At 64.5% G+C, this 22507-nt stretch carries 18 protein-coding genes and 1 tRNA gene; 11 read left to right on the top strand and 8 right to left on the bottom strand.

Going from position 1 to position 22507, the window contains the following annotated elements; genetic code table 11:
- The first annotated feature begins 58 nt into the window (after positions 1-58).
- Both NKI61_RS06870 and NKI61_RS06865 read left to right on the top strand, forming a co-directional pair.
- Positions 59-580, top strand: a complete 522-nt coding sequence (locus NKI61_RS06870) for a GNAT family N-acetyltransferase (protein ID WP_023685080.1) — start codon at positions 59-61, stop codon at positions 578-580.
- Positions 580-1953, top strand: a complete 1374-nt coding sequence (locus tag NKI61_RS06865) for a hypothetical protein (protein ID WP_352712985.1) — start codon at positions 580-582, stop codon at positions 1951-1953. Before NKI61_RS06870 ends, NKI61_RS06865 begins: the two co-directional genes overlap by 1 nt.
- Positions 1954-1973: 20 nt before the next feature.
- Here NKI61_RS06865 and NKI61_RS06860 read toward each other — a convergent pair whose 3' ends face one another.
- From NKI61_RS06860 to NKI61_RS06850, 3 genes are all read right to left on the bottom strand, one after another.
- Positions 1974-3737 (bottom strand): adenylate/guanylate cyclase domain-containing protein, encoded by a 1764-nt coding sequence (locus tag NKI61_RS06860; protein ID WP_352839068.1) that lies wholly within the window; start codon positions 3735-3737, stop codon positions 1974-1976.
- 149 nt (positions 3738-3886) lie between these two features.
- Entirely contained in the window at positions 3887-6109 is a 2223-nt protein-coding gene (locus tag NKI61_RS06855) for an SAM-dependent methyltransferase (RefSeq protein ID WP_352839067.1), read from the bottom strand.
- Positions 6110-6237: 128 nt separating this feature from the next.
- Positions 6238-6312 (bottom strand) — tRNA-Gly (locus tag NKI61_RS06850).
- 217 nt (positions 6313-6529) lie between these two features.
- Between NKI61_RS06850 and NKI61_RS06845 the strand changes: the two genes are divergently transcribed.
- The 4 genes from NKI61_RS06845 (at position 6530) to NKI61_RS06830 (ending at position 9171) form a co-directional block, all read left to right on the top strand.
- Positions 6530-7027, top strand: a complete 498-nt coding sequence (locus NKI61_RS06845) for a prolyl-tRNA synthetase associated domain-containing protein (RefSeq protein WP_023732844.1) — start codon at positions 6530-6532, stop codon at positions 7025-7027.
- A gap of 80 nt (positions 7028-7107) precedes the next feature.
- The gene (trxA, locus tag NKI61_RS06840; RefSeq protein WP_352839066.1) at positions 7108-8115 is read left to right on the top strand and encodes a thioredoxin; all 1008 of its coding nucleotides are present in this window, start codon (positions 7108-7110) and stop codon (positions 8113-8115) included.
- 111 nt (positions 8116-8226) lie between these two features.
- On the top strand, positions 8227-8898 hold the full coding sequence (locus NKI61_RS06835; RefSeq protein ID WP_352839065.1) for an LON peptidase substrate-binding domain-containing protein: 672 nt from the start codon (positions 8227-8229) through the stop codon (positions 8896-8898).
- Between the two features lie 30 nt (positions 8899-8928).
- Entirely contained in the window at positions 8929-9171 is a 243-nt protein-coding gene (locus tag NKI61_RS06830) for a Trm112 family protein (protein WP_023687636.1), read from the top strand.
- A 120-nt stretch (positions 9172-9291) separates the two neighbouring features.
- Here the strand turns inward: NKI61_RS06830 and NKI61_RS06825 are convergent, their stop codons facing one another.
- Genes NKI61_RS06825 through NKI61_RS06815 form a run of 3 tightly spaced genes read right to left on the bottom strand, consistent with a single transcriptional unit; the run spans position 9292 to position 15018 of the window.
- Positions 9292-12564 (bottom strand): error-prone DNA polymerase, encoded by a 3273-nt coding sequence (locus NKI61_RS06825; protein ID WP_352839064.1) that lies wholly within the window; start codon positions 12562-12564, stop codon positions 9292-9294.
- Positions 12561-14039 (bottom strand): DUF6504 family protein, encoded by a 1479-nt coding sequence (locus tag NKI61_RS06820; RefSeq protein ID WP_023740131.1) that lies wholly within the window; start codon positions 14037-14039, stop codon positions 12561-12563. The genes NKI61_RS06825 and NKI61_RS06820 overlap by 4 nt, the downstream gene beginning before the upstream one ends.
- A complete protein-coding gene (locus NKI61_RS06815; protein WP_352839063.1) occupies positions 13981-15018 on the bottom strand; it encodes an ImuA family protein in 1038 nt (345 codons plus the stop codon). Before NKI61_RS06815 ends, NKI61_RS06820 begins: the two co-directional genes overlap by 59 nt.
- Before the next feature lie 229 nt (positions 15019-15247).
- Here NKI61_RS06815 and NKI61_RS06810 point away from each other — a divergent pair, with 229 nt between their 5' ends.
- A complete protein-coding gene (locus NKI61_RS06810) occupies positions 15248-15670 on the top strand; it encodes a metallopeptidase family protein (RefSeq protein WP_023702572.1) in 423 nt (140 codons plus the stop codon).
- 163 nt (positions 15671-15833) lie between these two features.
- Here the strand turns inward: NKI61_RS06810 and NKI61_RS06805 are convergent, their stop codons facing one another.
- Both NKI61_RS06805 and NKI61_RS06800 read right to left on the bottom strand, forming a co-directional pair.
- The gene (locus tag NKI61_RS06805; RefSeq protein ID WP_023673921.1) at positions 15834-16040 is read right to left on the bottom strand and encodes a DUF1737 domain-containing protein; all 207 of its coding nucleotides are present in this window, start codon (positions 16038-16040) and stop codon (positions 15834-15836) included.
- 39 nt (positions 16041-16079) lie between these two features.
- The gene (locus NKI61_RS06800; RefSeq protein ID WP_352839062.1) at positions 16080-16961 is read right to left on the bottom strand and encodes an HpcH/HpaI aldolase/citrate lyase family protein; all 882 of its coding nucleotides are present in this window, start codon (positions 16959-16961) and stop codon (positions 16080-16082) included.
- 432 nt (positions 16962-17393) lie between these two features.
- Between NKI61_RS06800 and NKI61_RS06795 the strand changes: the two genes are divergently transcribed.
- The 4 genes from NKI61_RS06795 to NKI61_RS06780 are packed head-to-tail and all read left to right on the top strand — an operon-like array spanning position 17394 to position 22400.
- A complete protein-coding gene (locus tag NKI61_RS06795) occupies positions 17394-18920 on the top strand; it encodes a DUF4153 domain-containing protein (protein ID WP_352839061.1) in 1527 nt (508 codons plus the stop codon).
- Between the two features lie 4 nt (positions 18921-18924).
- On the top strand, positions 18925-19620 hold the full coding sequence (locus NKI61_RS06790) for a response regulator transcription factor (RefSeq protein WP_023736741.1): 696 nt from the start codon (positions 18925-18927) through the stop codon (positions 19618-19620).
- Entirely contained in the window at positions 19608-21203 is a 1596-nt protein-coding gene (locus NKI61_RS06785; RefSeq protein ID WP_352839060.1) for a sensor histidine kinase, read from the top strand. The genes NKI61_RS06790 and NKI61_RS06785 overlap by 13 nt, the downstream gene beginning before the upstream one ends.
- Before the next feature lie 30 nt (positions 21204-21233).
- Positions 21234-22400: an NAD(P)/FAD-dependent oxidoreductase gene (locus NKI61_RS06780; protein WP_352839059.1), complete on the top strand. Its 1167-nt coding sequence runs from the start codon at positions 21234-21236 to the stop codon at positions 22398-22400.
- Positions 22401-22507 lie beyond the last annotated feature (107 nt).

Genomic DNA, 22507 nt, shown 5'->3' with positions numbered 1-22507 from the left:
CAATTCCGGACGGAAAACCGCTCACACTTTTCCTGGAATTGCTGTAGCCGGAAAAGCCATGACCAGCACGACCTCCTTATCCGAGAAAATCCAGCCGCAGCTCCGGGCTGTCCGGCCAAGCGATGCCGAGGCGCTGTGCGCTATCTTCAATATGCCGGGCTTCCGCTGGGGCACGCTCAGGATGCCGTTCGAGATGGTGGAGCAGGTGGAGCGGCGCATCGCCAAGTCCGGCCCGGAAACCACCTGGATCGTTGCCGAGTTGGACGGCAAGGTTGTCGGCCACGGCAGCCTGGTCGCGCAGGGTTCGCCGCGCCGCTCGCATATCGGCGAGATCAATATCGGCCTTGACGATGGTTTTGTCGGCAGAGGCATCGGCTCTGCCATCCTAGGCGCGCTGCTTGACGTGGCCGACAATTGGCGCGCCCTTAAGCGGGTCGAGTTGACTGTCTATGCCGACAACGAACCGGCCATCCGTCTCTACACAAGCCATGGCTTCGAGGTCGAAGGCCGGCATGTGAAGGCCGGTTTTACCGACGGGCAGTACCACGACCTCCTGAGCATGGCCCGGCTGCGGTTCTGATGACCGCCGTCCCTGCCCTTGCCCCTCCGGTGGACATTTTGGCCGTGCTGTCGCTGCTCTGCCCGGAGGTCGTGCGTGACATCGAGCAGAACTGGAATGCACCGGTTTCCGATTATGCCCGCCATCTGTGGCGGCCGGTGGCAAGGCCTGGATCGGCCCCGTCGATTGCTGCCCGCTCGATCCTGCGCGACGTCCTGCAGCAGCGCCTCGGTGCGATCGTGCAGCCTGAAGCGATCGGCAAGGCCCTCGACGAATTCGACCACAGACCGGTTATCCAGTCCGGCCTGCACTGCCTGCTTCTGATGGATCGCATCACCTTCGATGCCCTGCTGCTTGCCTGGCTCGGCGCGGTCGAAAACGGGCTGTCGGCTTTTTTCGGCTTCATGGGAACGACCATGACCATGGAGACAACCGGCCGGGAAGGGCCGGGATGGCTCGATGTCGGCGACGACAAGGTCAATTTGTTTGGCATGGGGCGCCACAAACTGTGCCGCAAAAGCGCCTGCGCGGCCGGTCCCGTCGCCCTCAACGGGCGCGCGCTCGAAACGGTGGGCAATGAGACGGATGCCAGAAGCTGGCTGGGCACGCTGCTTGCCAGCCAGGACAAGGTGTTTGCAACCGCCGCCGATGCGCTGACAGAACTCAACGAGGATCTGGTCGCCGATTGGGATCGTTCCGGCATGGCTCGGCCGGTTTTCATCGATGATAGGCTGGCCGCGACTGTCGTGTCGCGGCATCTGGAAGATGAAGGCAGCCTTCTTTCCAGGCTGCTCCTCGAGCCCGCAAGGCGCCGGCGTCTCGACCATGCCTTGCAAGAAGCCGCATCGGGCCCATTTGGCAGGTTCCTGCCCAATGCCACGGACTATTTCTGGGGCATCCGCGAGCAGCGCGTGCGCAAGCTCGTCCTCGAGAACGGGCGGCTGATCGAGCCTGACAGGCCGCATGGTCTTTCCATCCCGTTCGAGCGGCCGCATCTCCAGCAGGCACTGCTGGACGGCCTGCTTTTGCCGGACTTGTTCCTGATGTTCCTTGCCCTTGCCATATTGCCGCGCGTGCGGGTTGTGGGCGGCCTGAGACAGATTGGCTATGTCGCGCTTTTCCACTCGATCCTGCTGGCTGCGCTTGATGAAAACGCGCCAGAAGAGCGCGATCTGGCCGCCGAGCTGCAGGTTCGGGAAAATGCCTGGGGCATGCGGGTCATCGATGAAAAGATCTCGGTCCGCGAGCAGCTTGCCGGACTGCCGGAAGGGGCGCTGTTCCCGGACCTGCTGCGGCAATACCGGTTGCGGACATTTGCCGAGACGACCGATGACCTGAAACCGGTTCGCGAAAACGCCCGATGGCGCAAGATCGGCCGGGCCTCGGGCCTCTGATCCGGCCGGGCTTTAGCCCGTCATTGCACCACGCCGGCCTTGCGGAGCCCCTCTACCATCAGTTCGAAATCGGCAGGGTTCTTGTAAGGCAAGACCTTGCGACGGTGTTCCAGCGAATAGGCGGGATTGACGCGAAGCAGGTCCTGCCATGCCGTATGGGCCTCCTCCAAACGGCCCAGATGGCCGTAGCATGCGGCCAGAAGCGCACGCGAGACGTCGGTGACAGCGTTGCGAGCCAGCCGTTGCAGCAAGAGGTCGACGGCCTCTTCGTACCTTCCCAGTTGAAACGATGCCAAAGCCTGGAAGTGCAGAAGCACATCCGGAAAGTATGGATTCAAGGTCTTTCCCCGGGCGAAACTCTCTAGCGCCTCCGCGGGTCTACCCGAATAATACAGCGCCTCGCCGCGGGCGACGTGCGCTTCGGCGAAGTTCGGATTGAGAGCTATCGCGCGCTCGACCTCGCCGATGGCCTCATCGTGCCGTCGTGTGTAAAGCTTGGCCGATGCCAGCGCCCAGTGCGCCCAGGGATCGCTGTCATCCAGCGTTACCGCTCGCGTTGCGGCCTCTTCCGCTTGCGCCATCGAGTCCGACGCACCCCACCTGTTGAGGTAATCGAGCCCGTACGTGAGGGCTAGGAAAGCGTGGGCAGAGGCAAATTTCGGGTCCAGTTCGATGGCCCGCTGCAAGAGCTCGCGGGCCGCGACGTTCGTGTCCTTCGTCAGCCGGTGCCATAGCTCCCGGCCCCGCAGGAAACAGTCATACGCCTCCGGGTTGCGCTGGTGTTCGGGCGCCAGCCGCAGACGGTCATCCTCGGTCAGATTGAGCGCCAGCGCACCGACGATGTGCTGCGTCACGTCATCCTGCACGGCGAATATGTCGGTCAGATCGCGATCGAACCGCTCCGCCCAAAGATGGCCGCCTGAAATTGCATCGATGAGCTGCGCGGTGATGCGTACCTTGTTCCCCGACTTGCGTACGCTGCCTTCAAGGACATAGCGCACGCCGAGCTTCGTGCCGACATCCTGCACATGGACGTTCTGGCCCTTGAAGATGAAGGACGAATTGCGAGCGATGACGAAGAGCTGTGACAGTTTGGACAGCGCCGTGATGATGTCTTCGGAGATGCCGTCGGCGAAGTAGTCCTGTTCGGCATCACCGCTCATATTGGCGAACGGCAGCACGGCGATCGACAGTTTCGGCGGCGCTGCCGCAGCCGGAGGGCTCGTCGGGGTTTGCGAGGTCGCGGCCACCTTGGCCCCGGCGCCGACTTGCAGCGAATACACCCGGATCGGCTCGGCGATGTTCTTGAGCTGTGTGCTGCCGAGATCGCTGACCGAGAGGTCAAGCCTGGCCTTGACCTGGCGATAGGCATCCTCGGACAGGCAGATGGCGCCGGGCGCCGCAACGCCCTCCAGACGCGAGGCGATGTTGACGCCGTCACCCATCAGGTCGCCATCGCTCTCTTCGACCACGTCGCCCAGATGGATGCCTATCCTGAACTCGATGCGGCGCTCCTGCGGTACGCCGGCATTGCGCTCAACCATACCGTTTTGAATCTCAACGGCGCAGCGCACGGCATCGACCACACTGCGAAACTCAACCAGCGCCCCATCTCCGGTACGCTTGATAACCCGCCCGTGGTGCACTGCAATGATCGGATCGATCAGGTCGCTGCGCAGTGCCCGCAACCGCGCCAAGGTACGATCTTCGTCCGCGCTCGCGAGCCGGCTGTATCCGACCACATCTGCAGCCAGGATTGCGGCCAGCTTACGGTTCTCGCTCATGGGTCGCCTCCTCATCTCCATCATAGCAGGAAGACGGCGGGACGAGGGAATTTTCGCAAATCACGGCCACGCAGCCGCGCTACCGGCAGCGCTCTGACACCAGCCCACGCGGATGCCCATTTGCGCTGCCGCACCGACCAGTTCGGCGTTTATCCGAGCACGGCCTCCACAGTGGCGACAAAGTCATCGAGCGAGCGGTCGCCGCGAATCTCGATGCGCGGAAGGTCGATGAGATCGCTATCGAGGTCCGCCGGCCCGTGCCTGCGGCCGAAGCCTACTCGATAGCCGCACTCCCTGGCCAGCCGGCCAAGCCGTCGGTCGGTGACGGAGAAGGGTGCCGCGAACGCCGTGGTTGGACGGCCGGTCCAGCGTTCGATGAACAGACGAGAGCGCAGGAGCTCGGCGGCCAGGTCAGCGCTCGACAGACCATCGATGGCGCGATGCGTCGCCATGTGGCTGCCGAAGAAGGCGCCTTCGGCAGCGAGGCGTCGCACCGTCCCGGCGCCCATAAGCGGCGTCGGCGGACCGATGTCGGTGTCCCACTTTGCACTTTCGCCCACCAGGTCCGTCACCAGGAACACTTCCGCGGTCAGGTCGTTGGCGCGCAAGATCGGCCAGGCATGGTCGGCGAAGTTCTGGAAGCCGTCATCGAAGGTGATGAGCACCGGGCGGCCGACGAAAGGCTGACGGTTGGTGATGAACTGCTCCAACTGCTCGGAGCCAATGGCGTGAAAGCCATTGGCCCGCAGCCATGCCATCTGGCTGGCGAATGCGGCGGGCGTGAGCCGAAAGCGAGCGAGCGCGGCCGGACCTCCATCGGCAACGCCGTGATACATGAGGACAGGGATATGCCGGCGCTGCTCGTTACGTGCGACGTCGCGGCGCAAGGCTCGCGCTCCACCCCAGACGATATTTCGCGCGACGCCGATTTCGATCGGCGCGCGGATCGGCACATGAGCAATCACCGGTTCCGTCGCCACATCGTCCGACGACAGGCGGCGGAAGCGATCTATGCGGTAGAGCTCGGTCTGGATCGATTGCTCGAGGACGAGGCCTTCGGTCGCCGCCAGCGTCTCGGAGATCGACTGGGCACCGAATGTATTCCAGTCGAAGCCGGTCTTTTCGACATTGTCACGCAGCACGAATGCGTGTGCGCTGATGAAGCTGCCGCCAGGCGCCAACGCCTCGGCGAATTTCCTGGCGATGCGCCGTAGCTCGGCGAGGTCATCGAGGTAGTAGAGCACTTCCGAGCAGACGATCAGATCCATCTTACCCCGCAGCGTGTCGGCAGCGAAATCGAGTACGCCGAACTCGACATTCGGCTGATCGGTGCATCGCACGCGGGCCCGCCCGACGGCTATGGCGGAGATGTCGGTTGCGGTCAAATGGCCGACGCGAGGCGCCAGCTGCCGCGTGAAATGACCCTCCGCACAGGCCAACTCAAGCGCCCGCCCGATGGAACCGGGAGGCAGAATTTCAAGCTGGCGCTCATATTTTTCCTGCTCATAGGACGAACCGTAGTTCCAGGGATCTTCGGTCGCGAAATAGCTGTTCCAGAACGCCGTGCGATCCTTGTCGTGCTTGTCCGCGACCTGTGCGCGGCGCGGCGCAACAGGCTCTGACGGTTCAGCGCTCGACCGAACCAGGTCATGCGCCTGTGCGGCCAATTGCGCGAGTTTGCCGAAATGGCTGTCCGGATCGGGCTCGCTTCCCGCCATGGCAAACGATGCCTCGGCTGCAGGCGTGTTTGACGTGGTCGCGCCGGCGCCCTTTTGCGGTGCAGGCGATCCTCCCGCAAGCCGCTCAGCAGGCACTACATCCAGGATCAATTCAATCCAATGATCGCTCGTCACAGTCCCGAGTGCACCGAACTGCACGACAGCCTCGATCCGGCCATCCAGCATCAGATGGGCATAGATCTGATCGATGCCTTCCGGCAGTTCGGTCGCGGTCGGGTTGCGAGCGTCGACGCGAACTCCGAGCGTTCGCGCCAGCCTGCGCGGCGTGGCAAGATCGTCGGGTTCGAGAAGCATTTGCTCAAGCTGGTACTGGACGCGGCGAGCCGCTGCGGGATTGTCCCAGATCTTGCTGAGTTCGATGATCAACGCTGTGATGGCACCGCCGAAGCTGTCCCACCGGGCAGCCAGTTGCCCCGGCACCGAAAGGCTTCCTGCCACAAGGCCATCGAAGATCACCTTGGCGATCTCACGCGCCCACTTGCGTCCCGCCGGGAGCGCGCGCAGGGGCTGCGGGTCTATCGAGCGCGAGCCTGAGCCGCATTCGGACGCGGCGTTCCGCAACGCCAGCCAAGCAAGCGCTTCGGATGCGGTGCCGCCTTTCGCCGAACTGGAAACCAAGGGATTATGCGCCACGCCGTCTTACCTGCGCCTGGTTCTGAGGGAGAACAAGTGTCCCGCAACGCGCTTACATCGCCGGTCTGGAAAAAGCAAAAGGCGCCCCGAAAGACGCCTCTTCATCGCTTGATTCCCCTAGAGGAAACTGGAGCGGGTGAAGCGATTCGAACGCTCGACCCCAACCTTGGCAAGGTTGTGCTCTACCCCTGAGCTACACCCGCTCACACGGCCCTCGGGGCCGCAAGCCGGGCCTATATGGCTGAAGAGCGCGGCGATTGCAACAGGGAAATGACGGGCTTTTTGGTCGCGCCAAATCGCTTGGCGGAACCTTGTCGGCCACGCGGGTGGTTCATCGACTTCCCGCATGACGGTCTTGTCTCGGCGGCATCATTGGCCGTAAACGGCTTTGCCGCGCGCCGATACAGGGGAAGACCACCAATGCCGAAGACCGAAGCCGAGCTTTTCGCCTTTCTTGCCGATCTCGGCATATCAGTGTCGACCGTGCGCCATCCGCCGCTCTATACGGTGGCCGATTCGCAGTCGCTGCGCGGCGAGATACCGGGCGGGCACACGAAAAATCTGTTTCTCAAGGACAAGAAGGACAATTTCTTCCTGGTCAGCGTCGGCGAGGAGGCGGTCGTCGACCTGAAGCAGATCCACACGATCGTCGGCGCCGCCAGCCGGGTGTCGTTCGGCAAACCGGAGATGCTGATGGAGCTGCTCGGTGTCATTCCGGGCGCGGTCACCGTGTTCGGGCTGATCAACGATACCGAAAGACGGGTCAAGGTGGTGCTCGACCAGGATTTGATGGCACATGCGACAGTCAACGCGCATCCGCTGACCAATGAGGCGACGACGTCGATCGCGTCCGCCGACCTCATCAGATTCGTCGAGGCAACCGGACATGATGCTGCTATCTTGAAAGTCTCGGCTTGATCGCCACATGGATGGCGAAAACTGACCTCTAGTTAAGGACGTCGCGCTGCTCCGCTGGGCGCGACCGGAAGGGCGACGACATGAGCGACAACAACAATCCGTTTGGCGGCCAATTCGGCGGCAATTCGGGCCAATACACCACTTCCGTGCAATATGGCGGCGCCGAGCCGGCCAAGTCGGCACTTGGCTCGACACCCGGCGCAGCACCTGCCGCTGGCGAGCTGATCAAGGACACCACGACCGCCACTTTCGCCGCCGACGTTATCCAGGAATCGCGCAAACAGCCGGTGCTGGTCGATTTCTGGGCGCCGTGGTGCGGGCCCTGCAAGCAGCTCACGCCGCTTCTGGAAAAGGCGATCAAGGCCGCCGGCGGCAAGGTCAAGCTGGTCAAGATGAACATTGACGATCATCCCTCGATCGCCGGCCAGCTCGGCATCCAATCGATCCCGGCGGTCATCGCCTTCAAGGACGGCCAGCCTGTCGACGGCTTCATGGGCGCCATCCCCGAGAGCCAGATTGCCGAGTTCATCACCAAGGTCGGCGGCAAGGGCAATGGCGCGCCGCCCGTCGCCGAAGCACTGGCCGCGGCGGCGGAAGCGCATGCGGCGGGCGATGCGCAGACCGCAGCCGACATTTACGACGCCATCCTGGCGCAGGCGCCGGAGACGATCGAGGCGATTGCCGGGCTGGGCGAGCTTCTGTTCGAGGCCGGCGACAGCGACGGCGCCGAGGCGCTGCTGGCAACGGCGCCGGAGGCCAAGAAAAATGCGCCGGCACTTGCCGCGCTGCGTGCCAAGATGGCGCTGGCTGCGGAAGCGGCAGCACTTGGCAATCCAGCTGAATTCGAGCAGCGACTGGCCGCCAATCCCGGCGACCACCAGGCGCGTTTCGACCTCGCCATGATCCAGAACGCCAAGGGCGAGCGCCATGCGGCGGCCGACAATCTTCTGGCGATTATAAAAGCCGACCGGACGTGGAACGAGGACGGCGCCAGGGCGCAGCTGCTGAAACTGTTCGAGGCCTGGGGCATGACCGACGAGGCGACGCTGGCGGCACGGCGCAAATTGTCGTCGCTGCTGTTTTCCTGAGCCGTTTGCCGGCCAAATTGCCGGGGCGTGGCTGTCGGGCCTTGCGGTCGGCGGCCGCCGCGCCAGATTAGGCCGATAACATCGCGCCCGAAGCGGGTCGGAGGAGTGAAGGTGCAGGTCGGAAACGCATTTTACCGGGTCGGCAAGGATCTGCCGGCAACCATTCCGGTGTTTCCGCTTGCCGGCGCGCTGCTGCTGCCGGGCGGGCGCATGCCGCTCAACATTTTCGAGCCGCGCTATCTGCAGATGGTGGATGAGGCGATCGCCGGCGCGCGGCTGATCGGCATCGTCCAGCCCAGCCTCGATGGCGCGTTGCGCGCCGACGGCGAGCCGGAACTGTGCAATGTCGGCTGCGCCGGGCGCATCATCTCGATGGCCGAGAGCGGCGACGGCCGCTATCTGATTTCGCTGCAGGGCGTCTGCCGTTTCCGCATCACCAGCGAATTGCCGGTGAAGACGCCGTTCCGGCAATGCAAGCTGGCGCCGTTCCTCACCGATCTCGCCGAAGACCAGGCGGCAAGCGAGATCGACCGGCCGGCGCTGTTGAAAGCGTTTCGCGCCTATCTGCAGGCCAACGATCTCGAAGCCGATTGGGAAAGCGTCAGCCGCGCCGAGAACACCATGCTGGTCAATGCGCTGTCGATGATGGCGCCCTACGGACCGGCCGAGAAACAGGCGCTGCTGGAGGCGCCCGACCTGAAAGCCCGCGCGGAGACGCTGATCGCCATCACCGAAATGGCGCTGGCGCGCGAGAATGAGGACTTTGGTTCCAGCCTGCAATAAGGGCTGAGCCGATGGCTGAAGGGGGATCCAATGGCTGCGGATGGGCGTGACGGCAAGTCGGTCAATGTCGATCCAAAATTGCTGGAGCTGCTGGCCTGCCCGCTGACCAAGGGGCCGCTGGCCTGGGACCCGGTGCGCGGCGAGTTGATCTCGCGGATTGCCAAGCTCGCTTATCCCGTGCGCGACGGCATCCCGATCATGCTGCCCTCGGAGGCGCGGACGATTTCGGCGGAAGACGTGCTGTCGCCGCCGCGATTGGGTGGGCCGGGCTGAGGGACCAGGGGTGGTTCAAACGGACCTCAGCCTAAGAAGCCATTCTGTTGGCGATCCTTCGCGCCCCCCTCTGCCCTTGCCGGCATTAATGTCATGGGCTCCCGACCGCCCTGCACTTGCCTACTGAAAATTCCGCCCCTTGGGCATGACCCTTTCAGCTTTGTCCGAGAGGGTGGCAATGTCGGGCCGGGCAGCCGGCGTCATCTCTTCCAGCAGCACCGTCAGCCACGGCGTCAAATCCTCGATCTTCTCGGCGACGATGTGGATGACGTCGGATTCCGACTGCAGCTTGCCGGTGACCTTGACGAAGCGCGCGCCCATGACGATGGGCCGGAAACGGGTAAAGGTCCGCTCCCAGAAAATGACGTTGGCGACGGCCTTGTCGTCTTCCAGCGTCAGGAAGATCGCATTGCCCTTGCCGGGCCGCTGCCGCACCAGCACCAGGCCGGCGACCGAGACCCGCCTGCCGTCGCGCACCGAGCCGAGATTGGCATTGGGAATGACGCCGGCGCGGTCGAGCCGCTCGCGCAGGAAGGCGACCGGATGCGCCTTCAGCGACAGGCCGAGCGCGCGGTAGTCGTGGATGACGTGCTCGCCGAGCGGCATTGTCGGCAGTTTTGTCTCGGGCTCGAGTTCGCGCAGCCGGATCGCCGGCTGGTCGAACAGCGGCAGCCGTTCGGCGGCGCTCTTGCCATCCAGCGCGCGCACCGCCCACAAGGCTTCACGACGATCGAGGCCGAGTGAGCGGAAGGCGTCAGCCTGCGCCAGTCTTTCGATTTCGCCGACATCGAGGCCCGAGCGCAGCCAGACATCCCTGACGCTTGTATAGCCGGCGCCGCGCCGCGCGGTGAAAGCTTCCATACGCTTCTCGGCCAAGCCCTTGATCTGACGGAAGCCAAGCCGGACGGCGTACCGGGTCTTGATGACACCGCGCATTTCGGCATGGCGCCCCAGGATGCGGCCCGGATCGAATTGGGCTTTCTCCAGGGTGCAGTCCCAGTCGGAAAAATTGACGTCGACGTCGCGGATATCGACGCCATGGTCGCGCGCGTCGCGCACCAGCTGGGCCGGCTGGTAAAACCCCATCGGCTGCGAATTCAGGATCGCGGCGCAGAACACGTCGGGATAAAAGGTTTTGAACCAGCAGGAGGCATAGACGAGCAAAGCGAAGGAGGCGGCGTGGCTTTCGGGAAAGCCGTATTCGCCGAAGCCTTCGATCTGCTTGAAGCAGCGCTCGGCGAAGTCCTTGGTGTATCCCTTGCCGACCATGCCGTCGATCATGCGCTGGCGGTAATTGCCGATGGTGCCGGTGCGCTTGAAGGTGGCCATGGCGCGGCGTAGTTCGTCGGCTTCGCCGGGTTTGAAACCACCGGCGACGATTGCAATATTCATCGCCTGTTCCTGAAACAGCGGCACGCCGAGTGTCTTCTTGAGAATAGCCTCCAGCTCTGGCTTTTGATATTCAGCCGCTTCCTTGCCCTGCCGACGGCGCAGATAGGGGTGCACCATGTCGCCCTGGATCGGGCCGGGCCGCACGATCGCCACCTCGATGACCAGGTCGTAGAATTCGCGCGGGCTTAGACGCGGCAGCATCGACATCTGCGCGCGCGATTCGATCTGGAAGACGCCGAGCGTGTCGGCGCGGCAGATCATGTCGTACACGTTGTTCTCTTCCGGCGGCAGGGTGGCCAGCACATAGGGTCGGCCGTAATCATCCCGGGCCTTCGGATAATGGTCGGTGAGCAAGGTGAAGGCGCGCTTCAGGCAGGTCAGCATGCCAAGCGCTAGAATATCCACCTTCAGGATCTTCACCGCGTCGAGATCGTCTTTATCCCACTCGACCATCTTGCGCGCCTCCATCGCCGTCTTGACGATGGGGACGATCTCGTCGAGCCGGTCGCGGGTAATGACGAAGCCGCCGACATGCTGCGACAGATGCCGGGGAAAGCCCATGATCTCGTTGGCGTGGGCGATCACATGCCTGGTCGAGGTCTCGTTGCGGTCGAGGCCGCCGGCATGGGCCTCCTTCTCGCCGAGCTCCGAGGTCGACCAGCCCCAGATCGAACTGGAGAGCGCACTGCGGACATCGTCCGACAGGCCCATGGCCTTGGCCACCTCGCGCAGCGCCGAGCGGCCGCGATAGCTGATGACGGCGGCCGCCAGCGCGGTGCGCTTGGCGCTGTATTTGGAGTAGATGTACTGGATCACCTCCTCACGCCGCTCATGCTCGAAGTCGACGTCGATGTCGGGCGGCTCGTTGCGTTCCTCGGAAATGAAGCGCTCGAACAACGTGTCGATGCGCTCGGGGCCGACCTCGGTGATGCCGATGCAGTAGCAGACGATCGAGTTGGCGGCCGAGCCTCTGCCCTGGCACAGAATGCCCTCATTGCGGGCGAACTGGACGATGTCGTAAACGGTCAGGAAATAGCGCGCATAATTCAGACGCTCGATCAGAGCGAGCTCCTCACTGATGCGCTGCAAGACGGAAGCGGGGACGCCCGCCGGATAGCGCGTGGCGGCCCCCTCCCTGGCCAGACGCTCTAGCTCGGCCTGCGGCCCAAGCCCTGATTGCGTCGGCTCGTCGGGATAATTGTACTGGAGGTCGCTGAGCGAGAAGGTCAGTTCGCCGGCAAAGCGCAGCGTCTCGGCCAGCGCCCGTGGATGGGGGCGGAAGAGACGGGCCATTTCCAGCGGCGGCTTCAGATGGCGCTCGGCGTTGGCCGTCAGCTCCACCCCGACCTCGGCGACCGGCAAATTGAGGCGGATGGCGGTGAGCACATCTTGCAGCGAGCGGCGCTCGGCGCTGTGATAAAGCACGTCGTTGGTCGCCATCAGCGGCACGCCGACGATGTCCGCCATGCCCGCCGCCTGCTCGATGCGGAAACGGTCATTGCCGCGATAATCCGGCGCCATGCCTAGCCGCAAATTAGCGCCGAAACGGTCTTTCAGTTGACGGACCAATGCCAGGGGATCGTCGGCATTCGCCGAGAGATCCGGCAGCACCGCCAGCGACAGCAGGTCGCCCCATTCGAGCAGGTCGCTGCGCTGGAGAAGGGTCGCGCCCTTCTCGTTTTCATCGCGCAAATTGGCTTGCGTCAGCATGCGGCAGAGATGGCCCCAGCCCTTGCGGTTCTGCGGATAGGCGAGAATGTCCGGCGTGCCGTCGCCGAACACCAGGCGGCAACCGGGGTGATAGGCGAGCTTCTCGACCTTGGCCTGCTGCCAGGCGCGCACGACGCCGGCCACCGTGTTGCGGTCTGCCAGTCCGATCGAGGAAAAGCCGAGGAATTTGGCCGCCACCACCAGCTCCTCCGGCTTGGAGGCGCCGCGCAGGAAGGAGAAGTTCGACTGGATGCCGAATTCCGCATAGGGGATGACGGTCAGCGCGTTCATGCGAAGACCCCATGCATGAACCAGCGCGGCGGCACCTGCGGGTTGCCATAGAGGCCTTGCCGGTAGAGCCAGTAGCGGCGGCCGTCGGCATCCTCGATCCGGAAATAGTCACGCGTCGATGTGAGCGGATCGCTTGACGTTTCACGCCACCATTCCGGCGCGATGCGTTCCGGCCCCTCGGCGCGCGCGACCCGGTAGAGCGCGCGGCGCCAGCGGAAATTCATCGGCGGACCCTCAGGCATTTCGGTGGCCGGCACCTCGATCGGCTCGGGCGAACGGAACAGCCGGATCGGCCGTTCCGGCGGGAAGATGGTTGCGCGCGGCGCGTCTTTCGAGCCCGGCTTCCTGAGCGGTGTTTTGCGTTGTGGCGCTTCCGAGAACGGGATGGTGGCGATGGCGCGCTCCGGCAGATGGCTCTCGAGGGCGACCGGTTTCAGCACCGCACTGTCGCCGAGCCTGGCGCGGATGCGGTCGGCAAAGAGTGCCATGTCGGCGCCGTCATCCTCGGCCTCGCCGGTCAAATCGGCCTGCTGCATGTCGAAGCCGGCGGCCGCCAGCACCGAAAGCCGAACCAGGTCGAAGCCGTAGCCGGCATCGATGTCCTGTTCGAGCGCGGCCAGCCGCTCATGGAACAGGCGCTGGATCAGCTTCGGTTCGCGCAGCGGACGCGAGGTGCCGACAGCGATGCGGCTGACGGCGCCGTCGACGCGAAACAACAGCAGCGCCAGCATCCTTGCGCCCTCGCCGCGGCGTTCGAGATCGGCCTTCAGCGTCACCGCCAGCAAGAGCACCAGCCGTTCGATCTCGGCGGTCAGCACGACCGGCTCGGCCAGGTGGCGTTCGACCGAAAGCGAGGCCACCGGCAGGCGCGGCGATACCGCCTCGTCGAGGCGGCCGAGCGCCTGGTCAAGACGCAACAGCAAGGTCGCGCCGAAACGGCGGGCGAGCGGCGCTCGCGGCGCTGCCATGACCGCGCCGGCGGTGCGCAGACCGACGCTTTCCAGGCTGGCGCGGATATCGGCCTCGATGCGCAGTGCGGCCAGCGGCAAGGGGGCGAGCAGCGCTTCCTCCTCGCCGGAGACAACGATGCGGTCGCCGCAAAAGCGCGCTGCCGCCCAGGCTGCACCCGGCGTCGCGGCCAACCCGGCGCGGACATCGAAACCCTGCTGGAAAAACCGCGCAAGGATGTCGTCCAGCATGGCGCGCTCGCCGCCGAACAGGTGGGTACAGCCGGTGACGTCGAGATAAAGCCCGTCGACGCCGTCAAGCGCCACCAGCGGCGTATAGCGGTCGCACCAGTCGGCGAGGCCTTCGAGCAGCCGGCGGTCGGCCTCCGGATCGGCCTCGACAATGTCGATCGAGGGATGCATGGCACGGGCGTCGGCAATGCCCATGCCAGGCTTCAGATGCAGCGCCTCAGCCCGCTCGTCGAGGGCCGATATGCGCTGGGCGTTGCGGTCGCGATGGCTGATCACGAGCGGGAAATGATCCGAAGGCCGGGAACGCCACGACCGTCCCAGGCGCTGGCGCAGGATCCGTTCGGCCGCCAGATGCGGGAACCACAGCGACAGAATTCTCTGGCCGTTTTTCGCGGGGCTTTCTTTCTTCGAATGCGTGTTCATCGGGGTTCCACTCCAGTGTGAATTGTCCAGGCAGAGCGGTGCGGCTCTTGCCGATGCTGACGGTGAAGGCAGGGTGGCCGATCGACCCGGCAAGCGGCCCGGCGATCGTCCGGCGCGATGTCGCTGGTGCAGCCGACACGATGAGGCGCACCGGGGCGGCGGTCGGCTCGGCTTCGCCGGCCTGGCGCAGCAGGAATACCGGCCGGCCGGCGTTTTGGGCGCGCGCGTGCAGCCGGCGCGTCGCGGTGAGGTCGAGCCGCTGCGGGCTGCCACGGATTTCGAGGATGATTGCGGCGAGCGCCGTCATCTTGGCGGCCTCCTCGGCTACCCACAGCGCATCGGTGAGTTTCGGCGCCTCGGAAAACAGCAACTGCTCCGGTGCGATACCGAACATGCCCTGCAATCCCCTGGCATAGGGAAAGCCGGCCTCGCGAAAAATCTCCGACGTGCCGATCCACAGCACGGGCAAGGGCTGGCCCTTGAGGATCAGGCTGACAAGCGACAGCACAAAGCCTGCGACGGCCCCGGCATTGCGGGTCTCAAGGCCATGGATTTCGCTCAAGGCAGCTTTCGGAAGGCCGCCGCTGAGGGCCGCATCGAGGCGTTCGATGCCGGTGGCCAGGAAAGCATCCGGCAAAGCTGCGGCAAGCCCGCGCCGGATGATGGTAACATCGGAATCGGGTTCAGGCGCGGCGTGGAGACAGCCCTCAGCACGCGCACGAGGTCGCTCGCCGGCCGGCACGGCCAGGCGCTCGGGCAGCGTTCCCTCGATCTTCGCGATCTGGCGGCGCAGGGCAAAAACAGTCTCCCGCGCCACGGCTGATGTCGCCATGACGGTCAATTTCTCTCATAATTGTTCCTGTTATGTTCCTATAGATTCCAGAGGGTGCCGAAAGAGTCAAGCGGAGTCAGAAGGAATTTATTCCTTGATCAAAGGTGGCGAGGCCAACCTTGGACTTTGGTCGCAGCCATTCGGCGCAAAGAAACAGTCATCGGCCAGGTACCCGTCCATTTGCCGAGTCCGGAGGGAAAGCCTATATGCCGGGATCAAAGGACAAAGCATGGCCCGCATCTACAAGACCCGCACCTGGCACGATGAACTCTCGCCCTCGATCGAGGAGATGGAGTTTCTGGCGCTGGAGGCGTACGCGCATCTGCCCGACGATTTCCGCAAGCTGACCGGCGAGATCGTCATCATGATCGCCGAATTCCCGACCGACGAGATCATGGACGATCTGTCGCTGGAGACGCCGTTCGACCTGCTCGGCCTGTTCGAGGGCCGCGGCATCGCCGAGCGCTGGAACCCGCAGACCGGCGAAGGCCCGAACCGCATCACCCTCTACCGCCGCGCCATCCTCGACTACTGGGCCGAGAACGAAGAGACGCTGGGCGACATCGTCACCCACGTGCTGATCCACGAGATCGGCCACCATTTCGGCCTGTCGGATGATGATATGGAGAAAATCGAAGAGGCGGCGGAGTGAGGCTGCGCCGATATTCAGGTGAAGCCGGCCTGCGAACGGCAGCTTCCTGCGCTTCCGGTGCTCGCGTACTTTAAGTACGCTCCGCTCCGGTTCTCGGAAACCACTGTTCTCGGCTCGGCGTGACCTGAATCTCGACACAGCCTGCGTCCGTGCCTGGCAAAGCCTACCAGTCGCTCAGCTTGGTATCCGGCCCGTATTCCTGGCCGTCGATATCCTTCACCACCGCCTGGCCGCAGCGCATCGATTTGGTCTTCTTGTCGTAGGCGTAGGTCGGCGAGCCGTACAGGTGCCAGCCCTTGTTCAGCGCCGCGGTCACCTTGTGGCAGAAGGTTGAATCGTCGGGGGCGGACAAAAAGCGGTAAAGTCTCATGGGTCAGATCCTGTCGTGAGTTCGTCTTTTCGGGGCGGATCATGCGCCGATGGCGGCGGCCTTCGCCAGCAATTTCTCGGCCTGCGCCAGATGCAGCCGCTCGACCATCCTGCCGTTCAGAGCAATCACGCCCTTGCCGGCATTTTCTGGCAAGGCGAAGGCATCCTTCACCGCGCGCGCCTCGGCGAGAGCTTCGGGCGCGGGCGCAAAGGCGCGGTTGGTGGTTTCGATCTGGGCGGGGTGGATCAGCGTCTTGCCATCGAACCCCATGGCAGCGGCTTCCGTGCATTCGCGCGCAAACGCGTCGAGGTCGCGAAAATCGTTGGAGACGCCGTCGAGCATGTCGATGCTGCCGGCCCGCGCCGCCAGCACCATCTGCATCAGCCAGGGCACAAGATAGCGGCGGTCGGGCGTCGCCAGAATGCCGGTTTCCTTGACCAGATCGTTCGTTCCGGCAACGAAACAAACTAGGCGCGAGGCCGGGTCGCGGCCGAGTTCGGCAATGGCGCCGATGTTGAGAATGGCCTTGGGCGTCTCGATCATCGCCCAGAGCTTGACGCTGTCGGGGGCAAAATTATCGTCGAGCACGTCGCCGACTTCGAGGATGTCACGAGGCGTGGCGACCTTGGACAACAGGATGCCGTCGGGAACGAATTTCGCCGCGGCCAGCAGGTCATCGTTGCCCCATTCGCTGGACAGCGCGTTGACGCGCACGATCATTTCGCAGCGGCGTTTCGGTCGGCTGGCGAAAATGCCGGCCAATCTGTCCCGCGCGGCGATCTTGTCTGAGGGCGCGACGGCGTCTTCGAGGTCGATGATCACGGCATCGCAGGCAAGCGTTGCGATCTTGGCCAGCGCCTTGTCGTTGGAGGCGGGGACGTAAAGCACTGAGCGGCGCGGGCGGTAAGGTTCGCTTGTCATGGCCGATCTATGCCGCGTGGGGGCGGGTGAGGCAAGAGTGCGGGCGACCGGTTCCTGATATCGAGCCAACCGCGAAAGCTTGCGCTGCCCCTTGCCTGCCCGCGGAGGGAGAGGAAAGGAGCCTGGCTGGGACAGCGCCAACGTCCGGAAAGATGGCGGGCAGCGCCTCGGCTGGAAGCGCAGGTCCTGCACGAGAACTGCACATCTCTGCGGAAAACCTCCTCCGCTGCGCCCTGCCGTATCCATGCGCAGCCACCACAACAGCGGCATGCAACAGCGAAACCGTTGGTCCTTGCCCTATCGCCTGCGCAGCGAAAGCTGGTGGTTGGTGGATCCGCCCCGGACGGAGGCCCGCCCTTACCTGGAAGCGAGCCTGCTCCCTTTTATCCGCCCACCGGCCGAGCGGACCCAGCCCATCAGGAAAATCCGCGCATGACATCGTTTGCAAGCTTTTCCAGCCGCTTCGGCATCGCCGTCCTGCTCGTGGCGCTGGCGGATTTTTTCTTTTACGGCCAGCCCGCCGGGATCACGGTGCTGCTGTTTGCCATCCTGATCGTCGGCGCGGTGGTCGCTGTGCATCCTGCCGCGCTGAATTCCACCCGACCCTGGCTCAAGCCGGCCGCTTTGTTCGTCGCGCTGCTGCCGCTAGCCGAGAACGTCAGCCCGCTGTCGGTGGCGATAGCTGTCGTGGCGCTGGTGGTGTTTGCGCTGTCCCTGTCCGGGCGGCTACGGCACGGCATCGCCCGCATTGCCGGTCAGGTCGCGCTGTTCCTGGTGGCGGCGCCGCTGCGCCTTATCCGTGACTTTTTCCAATGGCGCCGCACGGTGCGCCGGCTTGGCGGCCGCCGCATCCGCCTGGCGTCCATCATCGTCTGGGTGATGCCGGTGACGCTGGGCGCGGTGTTCCTGTTCTCGTTCGGCGCCGCAAATCCGGTCATCGAATACTGGCTGTCGCTGATCGACCTGATGAAGCTGCTCGATCTCATCCAGCTGGCGCGGATCGTCTTCTGGCTGTTCGTGCTCGCCGGCGTCTGGGCTTTCCTGCGGCCTCGCCTGCCGCGCTTGCTGCGCCGCCTTCCACCTTTGGCGCCGCCTGCAGCCGTGGCCGCACCGGCTGCGACCAAACCCGCCACTACGATCGAGGACGTCGTCTTCGGCAAGGCCGCGATCCTGCGCGCGCTGATCGTCTTCAACGGCCTGTTTGCGCTGCAGACCGGGCTCGACGCCGCCTATCTCTGGGGCGGGGTCGCCCTTCCCGACGGCTTGAGCTATGCCGCCTATGCGCATCGCGGCGCCTATCCGCTGATCGCCACCGCGCTGCTGGCCGCCGGCTTCGTGCTGGCGGCGCTGCGGCCGGGCAGCGAAACGTCAAGCGATCCGCTGATCCGCCGGCTGGTCTATGCCTGGGTGGCGCAGAACATCGTGCTGGTCATCTCCTCCATCCTGCGGCTCGACCTCTATATCGGGGTCTATGCGCTGACCTACTGGCGCATCGCGGCTTTCGTCTGGATGGGGTTGGTGGCATCAGGGCTTGCGCTGATCATTGCCCGCATCGCGCTCGGAAGATCCAACGAATGGCTGTTGTCCGCCAATCTTGCGACGCTATCGGCGACGCTTTATGCCTGCTGCTTCATCAACTTCGCCGCAACGATCGCCAATTTCAATGTCGACCATTCCCTTGAAATGACCGGCGACGGCACGCCTATCGATACCGAATATCTGCGCTCGCTTGGCGCTGCCGCCATGCCGGCGCTGGACCGCCTCTACATGCACCAATTCGGAAACCAAACCACCTATCTGGCCGATCAAATGATGATCGACGACACTATCGCCGAGCAGAGGCAGTGGCGCGCCTGGAGCTTTCGCAGCTGGAGGCTCGTGCAGGTTCTCGACAAGAGAGGTCCGCTCGTGCTTCCTCCACCTACCCAGCCCTCGCAACCTTCAGTGCCGGACCGTTAGATCCATGCCGCATCAGATCCTGGTCGCCGACGACGATCCGCACATACGCGAGATCATCTGCTTTGCGCTGGAAAAGGCCGGGATGAAGACGCAGGCCGTGTCCGACGGCGCCGCGGCCCTGCAGGCGATCGAGCGCCGCGTGCCCGATCTCGTCGTGCTCGACATCGGCATGCCGGAGATGGACGGGCTGGAAGTCTGCCGGCGGCTGAGGCAGCGCTCCGATGTTCCGGTACTGTTCCTGTCGGCGCGAGACGAGGAGATCGACCGCATCCTCGGGCTGGAAATGGGCGGCGACGACTATGTGACCAAGCCGTTCAGCCCGCGCGAGCTGGTGGCGCGCGTCAACGTCATCCTGCGCCGCGCCCGCCCGGTGGCGCCCGACCCCGCCGACGACAAGAACTTCGCGCATGGCAAGCTCAGCCTGGCGCCGGCCAGCCACGGCGCCAGTTTCGACGGCAAGGCGCTGGCGCTGACGGCGATCGAATTCTCGATCCTCAGGGGATTTCTGGCGCGGCCGGCGCATGTGCTGGGGCGCGACCTGGTGGTCGCCAGCGCCTATGCCGCCAACATCCATGTCGCCGACCGTACCGTCGACAGCCACATCCGCAACATCCGCGCCAAGCTGGCGGCGGCGGGCTGTCTCGACGCCATAGAAACCGTGCATGGCGTCGGTTTCCGGCTTGGCCGATGCGGCGCCTGAGCGACGCCAAGTGGATCGGCACCAAATGGCGGCCAAGGCTGGCCACGGTGGTCCTCGCCATCCTCATCATGGTGCTGGCGCTGCCGCTGGTCGGCTTGTTCTTCTTCCGGCTTTATGAAAACCAGCTGATCCGCCAGACCGAGGGCGAGTTGATCGCGCAAGGCGCCGTCATCGCCGCCATCTATGCGCAGAATATCAGTGACGCCGCCATTGCCCCGGAGAAGCTTGGGGTGCCGATGCAGGCTGACAGCGGCGAAGCCAGCCGCGGCGACGACACGCCTTACCAGCCGATCGAGCCGAGCCTCGATCTCGCCTCGGACTATCTGCTGCCAACCCGGCCCGCCGGCATTGCCGCCGCCACCGATCCGGCCTTCGCAGCGATTGGCGCGCGGCTGTCCGGCATTCTCGACACCACGCAGAAAACCACCCTGGCCGGCTTCAGGCTGCTCGACCCGCATGGCGTCGTCATTGCCGGGCGCGATGAGGTTGGCCTCTCGCTGGCCAATGTCGAGGAGGTGCGCGAGGCCCTTGCCGGCCACTATTCCAATGCGCTCAGGCAACGAATTCCCGATCAGCCGCCACCGCCGCTCTATTCGGTCAGCCGCGGCACGAAAGTTCGCGTCTTTGTCGCCATGCCGATCGCGGTCGACGGCCATGTCGCCGGCGTGATCTACCTGTCTCGAACGCCGAACAACATCGTCAAGCATCTCTATGGCGAACGCGGCAAGGTGACGCTGGCGGCCATCGCCATGCTCTCTGGCACGCTGCTGATCGCGCTGGTGTTCCTGCGCACCGTGAGCCGGCCGATCTACGCGCTGATGGAGCGCACGAGGCGCATCGCCGCCGGCGACCGCGACGCGATCCGGCCGCTCGACCATCACGGCACGCGCGAAATGGCCGAGCTGTCCGCCGCCTTCCTCGACATGGCGGAAAAGCTGCAGGCGCGCTCCGACTCGATCCAGACCTTTGCCACCCATGTCTCGCACGAGCTCAAATCGCCGCTGACGGCGATCCAGGGCGCGGCCGAACTCTTGCGCGATTCCGGCGAGGCGATGGACCCGGCAGAGCGCAAGCGGTTTTCCGGCAACATCGTCAACGATGCCGGAAGGCTCAATCTGCTGGTACGGCGCCTGCTCGATCTGGCGCGCGCGGAAAACCTGGCGCCGAGCGGCGAAAGCACGTCGCTCGATGCGGCGCTGGCATTGCTGCCGGTGGACGGCAGGCTGGCTGTGACCATCGAGACGGGCGGCGAAACCGGTCTGCGCATCTCGGCCGAGAATGCGGCGATCGTGCTTGCCAACCTGATCGACAATTCCGCCAGGCACGGGGCGACCCAGGTTTTGCTGGCGGCTGCCAGCGCCGAAGGCAAGGTGACCATTGCGGTCAGCGACGACGGCGCCGGCATCTCGCCGAGCAACAGGGCACGCATTTTCGAGCCGTTCTTCACCACGCGGCGCGAGTCCGGCGGCACCGGCATGGGCCTCGGCATAGTGCTGGCCCTCCTGAAAGCGCATGATGGCACGATCGCGCTGGTTGACTCCGGGCGCGGCACGCGCTTCGAGATCATTGTGCCGGCGGCGTGAAGGATGCCGGCGGCCGGATCGGAGAACAAAGTGCGCTACGACACCGTCATCATCGGCGGAGCCATCGTCGGCTCCTCGGTCGCCTATTATCTGCGCGAGGAAGGCTTTTCCGGCTCCATCGCGCTGATCGAACGCGACCCGCAATTCGCGCATGCGGCAACGACGCTGTCCATGGCCTCGATCCGTCAGCAATTCTCGATTCCGGAAAATATCCGGCTGTCGCAGTTCACGCTAAACCTGTTCCGGCGACTGAAGGAGACCTTCGGCACCGATGCCGATATCGGTTTTCGCGAAGGCGGCTATCTCATCCTGGCCGGCGAGGCCGGGTTGCCGATCCTGAAAGCCAACCACGAGGCGCAGGTCGCCGAGGGCGCCGACATTCTGCTCGAGGATGCCGACCAGCTGGCAAAGCGCTTTTCGTGGCTGTCGACGGAAGGCATCAGCGCCGGCGCCTTCGGCCGCACCGGCGAGGGCTGGTTCGACGCTCATGCGATGCTGACGCTGTTCCGCAAGGCGCTGCGCGACAGACAAATCGATTTCATCGCCGCCGACGTCACCGGCATCGAGAGGCAGGGCAACCGCGTCACCGGCGTGGACCTCGACAATGGCGAAAGACTGCAAGCCGGCATCGTCGTCAATGCCGCCGGGCCGAATGCCGGCAAGGTGGCCGGCATGGCGGGACTCGTCCTGCCCGTCGAGCCGCGCAAGCGCAACGTTTTCGTCTTCGAGGCGCGGGAAAAATACGCCGACATGCCGCTGCTGGTCGACCCATCCGGCATCTATGTCCGGCCTGAAGGCTCGGTCTATCTCACCGGCGGCGCCGAGCCGGAGGAGGGCGATGGCCCCGCCGACCCCCGGGATTTCGACGTCGACTGGCCGCTGTTCGAAGAGGTGATCTGGCCCGTGCTGGCAACCCGTATCCCTGCCTTCGAGGCGATCAAGCCGACACGCGCCTGGGCCGGCCATTACGACTACAACGCGCTCGACCAGAATGCGGTGATCGGCCCGCATCCCGAGGTCGGCAATTTCATCTTCGCCAACGGATTTTCAGGCCACGGCCTGCAGCAGGCGCCGGCCGTCGGCAAGGCGCTGGCGGAGTTGTTGGTGCATGGCGGGTATCGGACGGTGGATTGCTCGGCGTTTGGGTACGCCAGAGTGGCTGAGGGAAGGGCGTTCCGGGAATTGAATGTGATTTGAGGCGGCAAAAGCTCACTGTCGAGTTCCTGCCTACCCCCCTCTGCCCTGCCGGGCATCTCCCCCGCAAGGGGGGAGATTGGCAGCTTCGGCGAAGGCGCCATTCTTGC

Origin of the sequence: Mesorhizobium sp. M0514, assembly GCF_040321145.1 — a bacterium.
In the GTDB taxonomy this organism is placed as follows: Bacteria; Pseudomonadota; Alphaproteobacteria; order Rhizobiales; family Rhizobiaceae; genus Mesorhizobium.
Note: the sequence above shows the minus strand (reverse complement) of the source record. Positions and strands in the feature narration are given on the sequence as shown.

Bases quoted from the DNA above. Each gene is read 5' to 3' on its own strand.
- NKI61_RS06870 (WP_023685080.1), top strand. From the start codon at position 59: ATGACCAGCACGACCTCCTTATCCGAGAAAATCCAGCCGCAGCTCCGG.
- NKI61_RS06865 (WP_352712985.1), top strand. From the start codon at position 580: ATGACCGCCGTCCCTGCCCTTGCCCCTCCGGTGGACATTTTGGCCGTG.
- NKI61_RS06860 (WP_352839068.1), bottom strand. From the start codon at position 3,737: ATGAGCGAGAACCGTAAGCTGGCCGCAATCCTGGCTGCAGATGTGGTC.
- NKI61_RS06845 (WP_023732844.1), top strand. From the start codon at position 6,530: ATGCCGAAGACCGAAGCCGAGCTTTTCGCCTTTCTTGCCGATCTCGGC.
- trxA (WP_352839066.1), top strand. From the start codon at position 7,108: ATGAGCGACAACAACAATCCGTTTGGCGGCCAATTCGGCGGCAATTCG.
- NKI61_RS06830 (WP_023687636.1), top strand. From the start codon at position 8,929: ATGGCTGCGGATGGGCGTGACGGCAAGTCGGTCAATGTCGATCCAAAA.
- NKI61_RS06825 (WP_352839064.1), bottom strand. From the start codon at position 12,564: ATGAACGCGCTGACCGTCATCCCCTATGCGGAATTCGGCATCCAGTCG.
- NKI61_RS06815 (WP_352839063.1), bottom strand. From the start codon at position 15,018: ATGGCGACATCAGCCGTGGCGCGGGAGACTGTTTTTGCCCTGCGCCGC.
- NKI61_RS06810 (WP_023702572.1), top strand. From the start codon at position 15,248: ATGGCCCGCATCTACAAGACCCGCACCTGGCACGATGAACTCTCGCCC.
- NKI61_RS06805 (WP_023673921.1), bottom strand. From the start codon at position 16,040: ATGAGACTTTACCGCTTTTTGTCCGCCCCCGACGATTCAACCTTCTGC.
- NKI61_RS06800 (WP_352839062.1), bottom strand. From the start codon at position 16,961: ATGACAAGCGAACCTTACCGCCCGCGCCGCTCAGTGCTTTACGTCCCC.
- NKI61_RS06795 (WP_352839061.1), top strand. From the start codon at position 17,394: ATGACATCGTTTGCAAGCTTTTCCAGCCGCTTCGGCATCGCCGTCCTG.
- NKI61_RS06790 (WP_023736741.1), top strand. From the start codon at position 18,925: ATGCCGCATCAGATCCTGGTCGCCGACGACGATCCGCACATACGCGAG.
- NKI61_RS06785 (WP_352839060.1), top strand. From the start codon at position 19,608: ATGCGGCGCCTGAGCGACGCCAAGTGGATCGGCACCAAATGGCGGCCA.